The sequence below is a fragment of the Nitrospira sp. BLG_2 genome (assembly GCF_049222245.1).
Map to the genome: position 1 here is coordinate 1 of NZ_JBLYIG010000303.1, position 14,420 is coordinate 14,420.

The 14,420-nt window shown below is 52.2% G+C and carries 12 protein-coding genes; 10 read left to right on the forward strand and 2 right to left on the reverse strand.

Translation table 11 applies throughout. The features are described from left to right. The 10 genes from nuoK to ACOSYY_RS08430 form a co-directional block, all read left to right on the forward strand. Window positions 1–195: NADH-quinone oxidoreductase subunit NuoK (nuoK, locus tag ACOSYY_RS08385; RefSeq protein ID WP_421661814.1), on the forward strand; the 195-nt coding region annotated here is incomplete at its 5' end. Between the two features lie 136 nt (window positions 196–331). Beyond that, on the forward strand, window positions 332–2,311 hold the full coding sequence (gene nuoL / locus ACOSYY_RS08390) for an NADH-quinone oxidoreductase subunit L (RefSeq protein WP_421661815.1): 1,980 nt from the start codon (window positions 332–334) through the stop codon (window positions 2,309–2,311). A gap of 25 nt (window positions 2,312–2,336) precedes the next feature. Next, window positions 2,337–3,896 (forward strand): complex I subunit 4 family protein, encoded by a 1,560-nt coding sequence (locus ACOSYY_RS08395; RefSeq protein WP_421661816.1) that lies wholly within the window; start codon window positions 2,337–2,339, stop codon window positions 3,894–3,896. Between the two features lie 8 nt (window positions 3,897–3,904). Beyond that, a complete protein-coding gene (locus tag ACOSYY_RS08400) occupies window positions 3,905–5,611 on the forward strand; it encodes a complex I subunit 4 family protein (RefSeq protein WP_421661817.1) in 1,707 nt (568 codons plus the stop codon). Next, entirely contained in the window at window positions 5,608–7,104 is a 1,497-nt protein-coding gene (locus tag ACOSYY_RS08405; protein WP_421661818.1) for an NADH-quinone oxidoreductase subunit N, read from the forward strand. Before ACOSYY_RS08400 ends, ACOSYY_RS08405 begins: the two co-directional genes overlap by 4 nt. Window positions 7,105–7,214: 110 nt before the next feature. After that, window positions 7,215–8,705, forward strand: a complete 1,491-nt coding sequence (locus ACOSYY_RS08410) for a sensor histidine kinase (RefSeq protein ID WP_421661819.1) — start codon at window positions 7,215–7,217, stop codon at window positions 8,703–8,705. After that, entirely contained in the window at window positions 8,702–9,157 is a 456-nt protein-coding gene (locus tag ACOSYY_RS08415; RefSeq protein WP_421661820.1) for a response regulator, read from the forward strand. The genes ACOSYY_RS08410 and ACOSYY_RS08415 overlap by 4 nt, the downstream gene beginning before the upstream one ends. 7 nt (window positions 9,158–9,164) lie before the next feature. After that, window positions 9,165–10,751: a response regulator gene (locus ACOSYY_RS08420; protein WP_421661821.1), complete on the forward strand. Its 1,587-nt coding sequence runs from the start codon at window positions 9,165–9,167 to the stop codon at window positions 10,749–10,751. A gap of 55 nt (window positions 10,752–10,806) precedes the next feature. Beyond that, window positions 10,807–11,652, forward strand: coding sequence for a phosphodiester glycosidase family protein (locus ACOSYY_RS08425; RefSeq protein WP_421661822.1), 846 nt, complete (start codon window positions 10,807–10,809; stop codon window positions 11,650–11,652). Window positions 11,653–11,687: 35 nt separating this feature from the next. After that, window positions 11,688–11,969: a hypothetical protein gene (locus ACOSYY_RS08430; protein ID WP_421661823.1), complete on the forward strand. Its 282-nt coding sequence runs from the start codon at window positions 11,688–11,690 to the stop codon at window positions 11,967–11,969. A gap of 33 nt (window positions 11,970–12,002) precedes the next feature. Here the strand turns inward: ACOSYY_RS08430 and pyrE are convergent, their stop codons facing one another. Beyond that, window positions 12,003–12,608, reverse strand: coding sequence for an orotate phosphoribosyltransferase (gene pyrE / locus ACOSYY_RS08435; protein ID WP_421661824.1), 606 nt, complete (start codon window positions 12,606–12,608; stop codon window positions 12,003–12,005). Between the two features lie 821 nt (window positions 12,609–13,429). Continuing rightward, window positions 13,430–13,948 (reverse strand): Lcl C-terminal domain-containing protein, encoded by a 519-nt coding sequence (locus ACOSYY_RS08440; RefSeq protein WP_421661825.1) that lies wholly within the window; start codon window positions 13,946–13,948, stop codon window positions 13,430–13,432. Between the last annotated feature and the right edge of the window lie 472 nt (window positions 13,949–14,420).

Here is a 14,420-nt window from a genome sequence, read left to right on the forward strand (position 1 = left end):
ATCATGATGAATGCGGCCAACATCAATTTAGTCGCTTTCTCGCACTATTTGGAATCTATGGCAGGGCAACTTGTTGCTCTGTTCATCATCGCCATTGCGGCAGGCGAAGCGGCCGTCGGTTTGGCCATCATCATCGTCGTATTCAGAGGCAAGATATCCACGAATGTGGATGAAATGAATCTCTTAAAGTGGTAGCAGGATGTGGGCAATCACATCCAACGTTGCAGTCGGTGGCTTGTACTCCTCAACGTACCCCCCAAGAGTACGCTTTAGGTTCCGGCTCCGTGCAGCATGGTTGGCTAGCTGAGCATCCTCGGAATGGCACGGTACTGTGTCTGACTTGATTGATCTTCTTATCAAATTGATTCCTGTTTTCCCGCTGCTCGCCGTTGTGGTGAACGGACTGTTTGGACACCGCTATTCCCATGACATGGCCCATCGATTGGCTTGGGGTTCGGTTGGTTTATCGTTTCTCTGTACGATTGGAGTATTCACCGATGTCATGCGTACGGGAGCTTCTCATGAAGTCATTGTCTATCAATGGATCTTCGGCGGTGATTTGACGGTCGATTTAGCCTATCTGGTGGATCCTCTGACCTGCGCCTGGTTGCTGGTCGTCACCGGCGTCGGATTTCTCATCCACGTGTATTCCGTCGGCTATATGCACGGAGAAACTGGATTCACGCGCTTTTTTACCTACATGAACCTATTCATGGTTTCCATGTTGCTTCTTGTCATGGGGAACAACTATGTCGTGCTCTTTATCGGTTGGGAAGGTGTTGGGCTTTGTTCGTATCTCTTGATCGGTTATTACTATGATAAGGAGTCCGCCGCCAAGGCCGCATCCAAAGCGTTTGTCGTCAACCGGATCGGCGACGCAGGATTTCTCGTCGCCATATTTCTTGTCTTTATCAACTTCAAGACTCTCGACTATACGAAAGTCTTTGCCCAGGTCGGGCAACAACTGTCTCCAGACATGGCCACCGCCATCGCTCTCTGTCTCCTAGTGGGTGCAATCGGGAAGTCCGCGCAACTGCCTCTCCACACATGGCTGCCCGATGCGATGGAGGGTCCCACGCCGGTGAGCGCGTTGATCCATGCGGCGACCATGGTGACCGCCGGTGTCTACATGATCGTCCGTAATCACGCGATCTTCGATCTCTCACCGTTTGCAATGTCGATGGTGGCGTTTATCGGTGGCGGCACCGCCTTGTTTGCGGCGACCATTGGGCTCGTCCAAACCGACATCAAGCGCGTCTTAGCTTATTCGACGGTGAGCCAGCTCGGATACATGTTTCTTGGTTGCGGGATCGGCGCCTATACGGCGTCCGTTTTTCATGTCATGACCCACGCATTCTTCAAGGCGTTATTGTTCTTGTCCGCAGGGTCGGTGATCCATGCGTTGTCGGGCGAACAGGATATCCGAAAGATGGGCGGACTGAGCAGCCGAATTCCTTGGACTCATCGTCTGTTTCTGACCGGTACCATCGCAATCGCCGGTCTTCCTCCCCTAGCGGGCTTCTGGAGCAAAGACGAAATTATGGCCCATGCCTTCATCAATCAGCACTATCTCCTGTACAGCATGGCCGCCGTTGGGGCACTACTGACATCTTTTTATATGTTCCGCCTCGCGTATCTGACATTCTACGGTTCTTCTCGAATGGATCCTCATACGGCTGAGCATGTGCATGAATCTCCGATGGTCATGGTCGCCCCTCTGATGGTTCTTGCCTTTCTTTCGATCGTGGGTGGAGTGATCTTAGGGTTTCCACCGGAGCATGGCTGGTTGCATGGATTTTTGGGGCCGGTCGTCGGGGTGAGGGGCGAGCATGAGGCCAGTGCCGGCATGGTAGTTCTATTGATGAGCATCGCGATCGTCATTGCGTTGTTGGGATGGGGACTTGCGCATTTCCTCTATGTCGTGAGCCCGACGACCTCTGAAGACTGGGCGAAGAGATTTTCCGCCGCGTACCGAATCTTATTGAACAAGTACTATGTTGATGAATTCTACGATGTCATTTTTGTCGAGCCGCTCAAACGTCTGGGTGCAATGCTTGACTGGTTCGATCGTACGGTCATAGATGGTCTCGTGCGCGGAGTGGGTCGGCTCACGGATTGGGGTGCCTCCGCTTCTACATGGTGCGAGAAATACATCGTCTATGCGGGGCTCAACGTGATCGGCTATGGAAATCATCTCGCGGCTCGCGAAGGTCGGAAGATACAGAGTGGAATGGTCCATCATTATGCCGCCATCATCGTTGCGGGGCTCTTCCTTCTCGTTCTCGTCGTTCAATTGTTTGCTCAGATGTAGGTCTTAACTCGGCTAGACTTTATCCATGCTCGAAGAACTCACAGCCGGATTTCCCATTTTGTCTTGCATTCTTTTTCTCCCGGTCGTCGGGGCAGCTGTGCTCTGGCTGTTCGACGAAGAGGATAGGGTCCGGACTTCCGCTCTCACGATTGCGCTGGTGGAGCTGGCGCTCTCTGTATTCGTATTATTGCGTTTTGTGCCGGACTCTGCCGCTATGCAATTCACCGAGCGTGTCCGATGGATTCCGGCATTAGGCATCAGCTATCACCTGGCAGTCGATGGAATCAGCGTATTGTTCGTCGGGCTCACGGCTTTTTTGACGGTCTTGGTGGTCGTGTACTCGTGGGATACGATCCGACATCAAGTCAAGCTGTACATGATGTGTCTACTGACGCTCGAGACGACGACAATGGGTGTCTTCGTATCGCTGGATTTGATCCTATTCTTCGTATTCTGGGAATTGATGCTGATTCCAAGCTATTTTCTGATCAAGCTATGGGGCGGGGGGGCCGAGCGTCACTATGCCGCGCTGAAGTTCGTTCTTTATACGCTCTTGGGCAGCGTGTTCATGTTGGTGGGCATCGCGTTGCTGAACATCAATTATCATCAATGGGCCTCCCTGCATCATACGGATCAGGTCTTTTCGTTTGATTTCCTCGAACTCCTGACGGTACCGATTCCGATTTCACAACAACTCGTCATCTTTTGGCTGATGTTTCTCGGATTCGCGTTCAAAGCACCGGTGTTTCCCTTCCACACATGGTTGCCTGATGCGCTGTTGGAGGGGCCGATCGGGATGGCCGTGGTGTTGGCAGGTCTGAAGCTGGGCACGTACGGTTTCATGCGCTTCAGCATTCCCTTGCTTCCGGATGCATCGAAAAGCGAGGCGGTCGTCATGGTCGTGGTCGCGCTCGGGCTCTGTGCGATTCTCTACGGAGCTTGGATGGCCTTGGTTCAAGCCGATTTTCGACGCTTGCTGGCCTACAGCAGCATCAGCCATCTCGGCTTTGTGGTCGTGGGGTTGTTTGCGTTGAACTATCAAGGTCTGCAAGGCAGCTTACTGACCATGATCAATCTGGGATTCAGCACGGCGGGGCTTTTCTTTATCGCCGGGTTTCTTTATTCTCGGCAGCAGACGACTCATTTGTCCGCGTTCGGGGGAATGGCAAAACAAGTGCCTCTTCTGGCGACCTTTCTTTTCATTATCGGAATGGCGTCGATCGGGCTTCCCGGCACCAACGGCTTTGTCGGAGAGTTTCTCATTCTGTTAGGAGCGTTCAAAGCCAAATGGTGGGTCGGTGCCGTCGCCGTTCTGGGAGTGATTTTCGGAGCCGCGTATTTTCTCTGGTACTACGAGCGTTCGATGTTAGGTCCGTTAGGTGCTGCGGTGAAAGGGACAATGAGCGACCTGCAACCGCGCGAGAAAATTATTGCTGTGTCACTGTCCATCATGATTCTCTGGATTGGACTTTATCCATCTCCATTCCTTCGAATCATGAACGGATCTGTCCAAGCCCTCGTTGATCGACTCCATCATGAGACGACGGCGTCACTTGAAAGTTTCCAGATGAGACGAGGATATTAGGTCGGCCTATGGGAGAGTACGCACTGCTGTATATTCTCTTCGCTCCGTTCGCAGGAGCCCTGGCGTTGATTTTTATATCCAATCGGCAACCCCTGCTCGTTCGAAGCATAGCGACGAGCGCCGCCTTCGTATCGCTGATTGCGTCGCTGTATCTCTTTTATGCGTACGATCCGGTGAAAGGCGGATTCCAATTTATCCAAAAGTATGAGTGGTCCAAGCAGCTCGGCATTTCCTTGTACCTTGGGGTTGATGGGATCGGGACTCCGCTCGTCCTTGCTTCATCGATTCTGCTGTTTGCCGGCATCTTCGTCTCTTGGCATATCAGGGACCGCACGAAGGAGTTTTACATCTGGTTGCTGATCTTGGCGGCCGCCACGATCGGCGTGTTCATGTCCCTCGACCTGTTCTTCCTTTACTTCTTCTACGAGATGTCCGTCATCCCGATGTACTTGTTGTTGGGCATGTGGGGCAGCCACACCAAAAAGTATTTGGAGATGACCGACCCCGAAGGGTTGAAGAAGAGGGACTCGGTCGGCTTCATTATGAATTTTGGCTCAAACAGCAAAGAGTATGCGGCGATGAAGTTGGTGCTTTTCCTATCTGCTTTTGCCGTCGTCGCGCTGATGGGTATTCTACTCATTTATAAATTTTCTGGCCTGAACACGTTTGATATCTTGGTGCTCCGCGAACAGGCCAATCTCATGAATATCCCGGTGCTGGGGACAACGTTGGACAAGATCATCTGGGTGTTGGTCTTCTTCGGCTTTGCGTCGATCGCTCCGCTGTGGCCCTTGCATTCCTGGTCTCCGGTTGGCCATGCGGCTGCGCCGGCGGCGACCAGCATGCTTCATGCGGGCGTTTTGATGAAGCTGGGGCACTTTTCCATTATTCGGGTGGCTTTCGAAATTCTTCCTGAAACGACCAGGGAATTGATGCCGATCGCTGCCGTTCTGTGCATATTCAGCATTATTTACGGCGGCTTCGTTGCGTTTTACGCTAAAGACACCAAGTATGTTATCGGCTATTCCAGTTCCAGTCACATGGGCTATGTGTTTCTCGGCATGGCGGCTTTGAATTACATCAGTTTGAGCGGGGCCGTGATCTACATGTTCGCCCATGCGATGGCGACCGGCATGCTCTTCGCAATGGCGGGATGGGTCTATGACCAAACCCATAGTCGTGACATTCCCTCATTGGGCGGTCTCTCGAACAAAATGCCCTTCATTTCTGCCTGTTTTGTCGTGGCCTGCATGGCGTCGATCGGGATGCCAGGCACGGTGAATTTTATTGCGGAAATCATGATCATCGTTGGAAGTTGGAACAAATATCCTTTTCAAGTCATCGTCGCCATGCTGGGTATCGTATTGACCTTGGCCTACCTTTTCAAAATGATGCGAGGGCTTTTTTACGGGCCGATGAACCAAAAATACAGCCATGCGCACGATGCGGTTTCTACGGTCGATCGCCTGCCCCTGTTGATCATGATTGCCGTCAGTGTGGGGTTCGGCATTTTTCCGATGCATTTGTATGATGTTGTTCGTTCGGGCGTGAATCCGTTGGTTGCGAAGATTACGCTCGTGGTTCCAGTCGCAAAAGCCGATGACGGGTTAGAGGTGATGGGGAAGGCGACGGCGCCAGAAAAGACTTCTGCTCCGTTGATTGTGCACGAGCCCATATCCTATACGTCTCAGGTCTCACGAAAGGGTCGCGAATGACGTTCTCCCTGAACATGACCTTTTCCGACCTGCTGCTCCTATTGCCGGAGATCTTTCTGACCTGCTGGCTGTGTGTGGTGCTCATCGTCGATTTTTCTCTTCCGCGCTTACCTAAGGAACGACTGGCCTATCTCAGTGTCGCTGGCCTTGTAATCGCACTCGCCTGTTTAGGCTGGTTCGACGTCAATCAAATTTCAGGCACGCTCTTCGGCAACATGTTCGTACTGGATCGCATGGCGATATTTTTCAAGGTCTTTATTCTGGGAGCGACGATACTCGTCATCCTGACATCAATCGAGTACGTCAATCGATTCACTCTTTTCCGGGGGGAGTATTATTGCCTCGTTGTCATGGCGGCACTCGGCATGATGTTCATGGTGTCCGCCAACGATCTGCTGTCCGTCTTCGTCAGTCTTGAATTCGCAACGCTGGGGTTTTACGTTCTGGTGTCTTATCTACGTGATGATTTGGCTTCGAACGAAGGTGGGCTCAAGTTTTTTATTCTGGGTGTTTTTGCAGCCGGCCTGCTCGCTTACGGGATCAGTCTCGTTTATGGTGAAACCGGTAAGCTCGTCTTCTCGGAAATGGCATCCGCTCAGGCAACCCCCGGATTGGTCATTGGGTTTTTGCTGATCTTTGCTTCTCTGGGATTTAAGATCGGCGCCGTTCCATTCCACGCATGGATTCCCGATACCTACCATGGTGCTCCGACTCCTGTAACGACTTTCTTGTCGATCGCTCCAAAAGCTGCGGCCTTTGCGATCTTGCTCCGCATTTTCCTGGTGGCGTTGGTTGCGTTCAAGCCCCTGTGGGTGTCGCTTTTGGTGGTGGTGTCTATCCTATCGATGACCTATGCCAATATCGTGGCTATTGCACAGCGCAACATAAAACGGTTGCTGGCATATTCAGGCATCGCCCAAGTAGGGAATGTGCTGATCGGTCTTGCGGCAGGCACCAAAATGGGAAGTGATGCCATTTTGTTTTACCTTCTGGCGTACTTATTTGCCAATATCGGAGCCTTCGCCGTCGTCATCGCGGTCAGTCAGGCCATTGGAAGGGATGAAATCGAGGACTACCGAGGCTTAAACAGACGGTCGCCCTTTCTGGCATTCGCGATGTTGCTCTTTCTGCTGTCTCTGGCGGGTGTGCCCCCGCTCGCCGGGTTTATCGGCAAGCTGTACATTTTCGTGGCGGCCATCAAAGAAGGGCTCTATACATTGATCGCAGTCGGACTAATCAACATCGTGATCTCGATGTACTATTACCTCATTATTGTGAAGCAGATGTATATCAATGAACCGGTGGATCCCTCTCCGATCGGGATTTCTGGGCCGATGAAGGCGGTGATCTATGTCGGTTTAGCTGGGACTTTGGTGATCGGCATTTACCCGCAACCGTTCACGGATTGGGTGGTCAGCGCGACGCTCATGTTTGCGAACTTTGTCGGTCCTTCAGCGACTGTGATCCATCCTGGCCCCCTGCTAGGCAGTTAATTTCTGCTTCCGTCTCCTGAGAGTTCTGTTACAATTGCTACCATAGAAACAGGTATACTGCTTGGATTCCGAACGATCACCGAAGTGTTTGATGCAAGTCGTCCTGATCGATGAAATCGGCTTCCAACCATCCCTCACAGGCTCACCGTGTAGGGACCGAACGACCTAAACCGTCGGGTTCCGTTCCAGCGGGGTTTTCCGTTTTCTCCCGGGGTTCAGTTGCATGGTTTCACAGGCTGACCATCGAGCAGCGGGTCTTAGCCGGTTTCAGTCTGGTGTTCGTCGGGATTCTGATCATCAGCGCGATCTCCTATCACAACACAAGTATCCTTCTTACCAATAGCGAACTGGATAGTCGCAGTCATGATCTCGTGCAACTCCTGAATAGTGTCGATGCCGCGATGAGTGAAGCAGAAGACGCCCATCGGCGTTATCTGGTGACGGGAGAAGCATCGTATTTGGAGAGCTACAAGAAGGTCGTGAAGCAGAAACCGACATTCACCGTGTACCTCAATGACTTAGTCCGCGAGTCAGTGGGGCAACAACAACGGATCGGACTCCTCGATCGGATGATGGACCGGCAACTGAACGCTGAATCAAAAGCCATTGCTCAGTTTCAAGAAGGCGGCTTCCGAGCCGTCAAGAAAGCGGCCTTCGAAGGCGCCGGAAAACGCGAGCTCGGCATCATTCACCAAATCATTACGGAAATGGATTTGCATGAGCGGCAAGCAATAAGGCAACGGGTAATGGAATCCGCTGTCGGGACGAGAAATACCATTGTACTCCTCGGCATGGGTGCATTGTTGCAACTGGTTCTGCTGGCATGGGTGTATTACCTCATTCGGCATGACATCACGGAACGTCGACGTGTCGCTGGGGAGCTACAACGTCGAGGAGAACTCTTGGAGGCTGCAAACAAGGAGTTGGAAGCATTCAGTTATTCAATCTCTCACGACTTACGCGCGCCGTTGCGTCACATCGACGGCTATGCCGGACTCTTGCGTAAATCGGCGGAGCATTCGCTTAATCATAAGGCAGCTCGGTATTTGCAGACGATCTCAGACTCCGCTAAACAGATGGGACAGCTGATCGATGATCTGCTGGTGTTTTCTCGTATGGGTCGCCAAGAGATGCTTCGCACGGACGTCAACCTTGATCAGGTGATCAAAAACATTCTTTCCGATCTTCGCTTGGACTTGCAAGGACGAGAGATATCATGGACAATCGCCGCTCTGCCTGTAGTACAAGGCGATCCGGCTATGCTCCGGCAAGTATTTATGAACTTGATTGCAAATGCCGTGAAATTTACCAGCACCAGGCCGATCGCCACAATTGAGATCGGTGTGGAGCATCCCAGCTCTACGGAAATCGTGCTTTTCGTCCGCGACAATGGCGTGGGGTTCGACATGCAATATACCCCAAAACTGTTTGGAGTATTCCAGAGATTGCACGGAGCCGACGAGTTCGAAGGAACCGGTATTGGCCTCGCAAATGTTCGTCGGATCATTCACCGCCACGGGGGGCGGACCTGGGCCGAAGGTGTGCCGGATAAGGGAGCGACGTTCTACGTACTGCTCTCGACAGGGAGACTTGACTCATGACCATAGCCAAACCGATCCTCCTCGCCGAGGATAACCCTCGAGACGCCGAGCTGGCATTGGCGGCGATGGAGGCAGAGCATATTTGCGACAAAGTCGTTCTGTGCCATGACGGCGCCGAAGTGTTGGATTACTTGTATTGTCGAGGACAGTTCAAGTCTCGACTAAGAGGAAACCCTGCTGTGGTGTTTCTGGATCTGAAAATGCCTAAAGTGAACGGCCTTGAGGTCTTGCGTACCATTAAGGCTGACGCCAATCTTCGTCCAATTCCCGTCGTAATGCTGACATCATCGCGAGAAGAACGTGACCTGGCCGACAGTTATGCCCTGGGAGCCAACGCTTACGTCGTCAAGCCCGTGGAGTTTCATAAATTTTTATCCGCGGTCAAAGAGTTGGGAGCGTTCTGGGGTATCATCAATGAGCCTCCTCCTGAAAACTGCCGCTCCACTCAATGACCCCGCCATGACAACTCTGTTGAGAGTGCTGCATCTAGACACTAACCCACAAGATACTGATCGCATCCAGACGCTGTTGACCGATGGGGGCATTCCTTGTGCGATACGACGCGTGGAAACCCGTTGCGCCTTTACTTCAGCTTTGAACAATGACCAGGTGGATCTTATCTTGGCTGAATTCTCCATGCCTGAGTTTGATAATGGGGCTGCCTTAGAATTGACCCAACAGTCGGCTCCTGATGTACCGTTTATCTGTGTCTCGGCAGCACTTACTGAGCCCCTGTGCATTGAGCAAATGCAGCACGGTGCGACGGATTGCATTCATAAAGAAGGATTAGGGCGACTTGTCCCATCGGTGCGTCGAATACTGCGTGAGCAACAAGCGGAGAGGGCACTCCTCCAAAACGAAATGCAACTTCGGCAGCTGCAAAAACTTGAGGCCGTCGGTCGTTTGGCTGGAGGATTGGCACACGATTTCAATAATTTGCTAACGATCATCATGGGCCATAGCCAGGTTCTTCTCAATGAAACGGGCTCGGATCATCCGCTGAGAAACAGGGTAGAAGAAATACAAAAGGCGGGTGATCGCGCTAGGATTCTCATTCGCCAGTTGCTCACATTCAGCGGGAAGCAGCCTTCCGGAGCGAGAGTCCACAGCCTGAATACCACCCTCAGGAATGTAGAGACTATGCTTCGGAGGTTGATCGGAACTGATATTCAACTGACGTTGAGATTGAGCATGGAGGACCCCCGCATTAAAGCCGATCCTGCCTTAGTCGAGCAGATCGTAATGAATCTGGTCGTGAATGCCCGGGATGCGATGCCGGCTGGAGGCAAGCTGATGATCGAAACTGCTCCGGCTGGACTCGGCCATCAGCCAAGATACCGTGTCAGTCCGATACCGCCGGGAGAATATGTGAGGCTTTCAGTATCCGATACTGGCTGTGGAATGTCTTTAGAGATACAGGAGCATATCTTCAAGCCCTTCTTTACAACCAAGGATGAAGAAAAGGGAACAGGACTTGGATTGTCGACTGTGTTCGGCATCGTCACCGAAAGCGGTGGAGGATTGGATGTGATCAGTGAGAGTGGGGAGGGGACACGTTTCGATGTTTACCTTCCCCGTGTGATGAGTGAAATTGAAATGCCTACAGATGAGAACGTATCGTTGCAATCAGTGGAGGGTCATGAAACGATTCTTCTTGTAGAGGATGAAGAAGATGTTCGCATTCTCGTCCGGGATGAACTTCGTAAGCTCGGATATCGCATTGTAGAAGCAAGAAATGGTGTCGAGGCTTGTCTGGTGGCCACTCCCCATATTGGGAGGCTTAAACTGTTACTCACGGATATCGTGATGCCGGGGATGAATGGGACTGAACTGGCGAGGCATCTTCGCATGATTAAGCCAGAATTGAAGCTTCTCTTTATTTCAGGATATACCGATGACATTGGTATCGGAGCGGATGACCCTGCTAGTGCCTATCTGCAGAAGCCCTTTACACCTCAAGCTTTGGCGAGTTCCGTCCGTGAGCTTTTGGATATGCAGCCGACAAATCGGTTGAGGGACACTCAACAACCGGAGTCAATTGGGTAGCCATGGAGCGTCAAGCGACTCTGAATCATAAGCGGTCGTCACCTGCAGTACTGTCATGAATAGAAGTCGTTACTTCGAAGAGTCCAAGCATGCCGGGCGCGTTCTTCTACTGAGCGTCGTTCTGCTGCCCGGTCTGTGTTCAGCTCAGGATATCTCATGGGAGCGCCTTTCTGAAGGCGTAACGGTTTCGGTGTGGAAGCCAGGCGACGCTTGTCCCACTGTGCCAACCATGCTGGTTGTCGATATGGATCCGGAACGGACGAAGTTCTCTGTTCATCATTATGCTCAAGAAGGACTTTCAGAACCTCCCAGGATCGACGAATGGCAGAAACGAACAGGTCATCATGTGCTATTCAATGCGGGGTTGTTCCGTGAAAACTTCGCCTATCTCGGTCTTCTCTATAAGGATGGGCGTCCGTTGGGAAGCCGACGTCACACATCGTGGCAAGGATTGTTTGTCGCGGAACCGTCCGCGTCGGGATTGCAGAAGGCGAGGATCCTCGATCTGGCGGCAGAAAGTTTCGACGAAGAACAGCCGCATTACCGTGAAGCGGCACAGGCGTTGATGCTTTTGGATCGAACCGGCAAGATCCGTGTCCGCGAGAGTGGAAAACATGCCTATCAGACTATTGTTGCTGAAATGGAAACCGGGCACATCCTTCTCCTTAAAAGTCTCGGCGCCGTTCGCTTATACGACATCGGTCGATGTTTCAAGGATGCGCTTCCTGCTGTGCGTCAAGCGATGGCAATGGACGGAGGGTCATCTTCAGATCTCCGCATTGAGGAGTCTCTGTGGGAAAGGAACTTACAGGCACAAGAACATGCTTCCTGGAAGAGTCTCTTCGGCAGTTCGGGCAGTCATATTCCGTTGCCCACCGTGATTGGGGCCAGTCCCAGGTAATGATCAAGTCTTGGCTGAAAATTGTCGGAGCAGCGATGTGCCTAGCAGTTGGAGGCTGTGCCGATGGCGCAAAAATCGTTCAGCAACACGACATGGGTGGGGTCGTCATCTATCCGTTTAAAGAAGGGCAAGGCCCTATGCTGTCCTCCTTCCGCAAGGATGCCCTTGACCTCATGAAAGAGAAATGTGGAAGCAGGCTCTACAGCATCCTTCGCGAGGGAGAAACCAAAGGGCGCACGCGAGTCGTAAGCCCGCTGGATGGGGCACAAGAAGTGGTAGAAGAGCGGCGGTGGGGGATTCAATTCGAGTGCAAATGATGGATGCGAACGTACAAATCCATGCGAGTGCCACTAGGCTTTCTTCATCGTGTTCATGAGTTCTTGAATGGTTACGAGACTGATGAGCTGGACCTGTTCTCTCTCCACACGTGCTTTCCCATCCTGTTCTTGACGGTCCACAATGACTAGCGCATGATTTACTCGAAGTCCAGCCTCCCTTGCGACTTCTATCGCTTTCAGCAATGACCCACCGCTCGTGAGCACGTCATCTACGATCAACGCTCGATCGCCGGGACAGATGGTACCCTCGATCAACTTTCCCAGTCCATGGTCCTTGGGCTGCTTCCGCACGACGAACGTCCGCCAGAGACGCCGACGTGAAGCAGCGCAGGCAAAATCGGAAATGGTCACGGCAATGGGGATGGCTCCGAGTTCGAGGCCACCCAGACAATCGAATTCAATGTCAGTGAGCGCCTCGTAGGCCAGTTTGGCGACCAGACGACGCGCTTCCGGATGCCCCAAGAGGGCACGGCAATCGACATAGAAAGGGCTGATCTCGCCGGATGCGAGCTTGAATCCCTTATAGCGATCCCACTTAAATGACTGCGTGGCATGGAACGTTTCTGTCAGTTGGTCCCGAACCGTCACTAGAGGTCCTCCCCTTTCAGTGTCCGCCATGTGTCGGCATTCTACACTGCTTGGCCGACTGCTGACAGATCTTTTCACCGATCTATGTGTTGAGCTACCGTGGAGAAGCGAGGGATCTGCTCGGCTAAAGTGTCGGCGACCAACTCACGATCAACGGGCCGGACATAACGGAGTGCCACGCTAGGATGTTTCGGCCGGAGTTGATCGAGGATGTCACGTGTCTCAATTTCAGAATGAGAACCTCCGGGTGTAAACATGGTGGTCGTCACAGTGATCTCAGTGGCTCCTGTTCAATGAGGTGTTCCACGCCTCTTCCAGGGTTGGAGCGCGGAACTCGTTATAGGCTAGTCCGAACAAGATGTTATTGAGTTGGAACTGTAATCGTGCCACGACGGTTTGAAGCCGGGATTGGTAAGGGTCGGTTGATGGCATCCGCGACCACCGACAGATCTTCATATCCAGATTCCAGCTCTTCAGCGGACGGCGGTTGTCTGGCTGCGGCGTCGGGCTCTAGCTGTGTCCCTAAATTTTGCGGGCAATCTTTAGGGATATCGCAATTCTCGACCAACCGCATAACCTCACGAAGAGTGCCCAGCCCGCTTCAACTTCCGGGCAGACCGGGACCCGTTCAACGTAGCGGCCCAGGATATCGAGTACAAAATGGTCATGCTTGTGTCGGTCGTCGACGAGGAGAAAGTTCACGATCCACCTCCTCATGGGCACCGCCCTGAGGCAATCTTGCCCCCTAATAGCAAATGTGCGGTGCGGAAACTATTCGAGTAAAAGGGACGAGTCTCGAGATAGAGCTCGAATGAGACAAGGAGGAATATTGTAATAAAGTGACTGCTGAGTCACTTTTCATCCTGCTTGATCGGCCCGCGAACGCACCAGACTGGATAAGTGTATATTTTGATGAAGCTCAACACGTTGCCAAGGAATGCGTCCACGTACCGTGCATATGATGGCTGATTGGCTTCGGGGACGACCGTCCAATAGGATGTTGGTTGAATGTTCAAGAATGGATGTCCCGGTGGGATATTCGGAATAGGAGAGTCCACCGCTGGACCAACCAGGCTACGCATTTCGGTTGGCGCCGGCAGACGCCAACCTTTATGGCCGCCGGTCGCTCGGGTAACGCATGCGGCACGCGCTTCGTTCCATGTCAAACGAGTTGGCGTTGGGGAAAGCTCCCAGATGAGGTTTGTATCTTTATCGAGGACTGCATTGTTGTTGAAGTCGGGCAAAATCACGAAGCGCTGGTCCGCCGGGTGCGCCTGTTGCCAATTCTGGATAATAGTGGCGATGACCTGTTTTTTTCCTTCTGTCTGAGAATTGATCTGCATGTATGCCAGCAAGAAGAGCGCGCCCATCGCAATTATTGCAGCAACGATTCCTCGCGAGCTTGCCCATCCAGGTGGTCTCATATTACTCCCGACCAAAGAAATATCCTACGCTGCGAGGTCCAAAAGGATCAACGTTTCCAGAGTCGAGTTTTCTTGAGCAGGTGACTACATATACACTAGTACTTGAGAAAGGTAATGGGAGAGGGTCAATATAACTCATGGAAAAAACAGCGCTTAAGTGCTGGATGGAGAATGAATTTATCGATTGGCATTAGCATATCGATTTGAGGTAGTATTGCTGGGGAACCAGTTAAGTATTGTGAAGCGGAGAGATAGCAGTGAGATATCAGATCAGTAAGGTCTGAATAAGGAATGGAAGAAATAGGAAGTGAGTATCAATTAGCCAAAAGGGAGGTCACACTATGGCAAACGATCGAGGGTATGACATCTCGCAGTGGTACGATTCGAAGCCGGTGAAGATCGGGTGGTTGGCGATTTT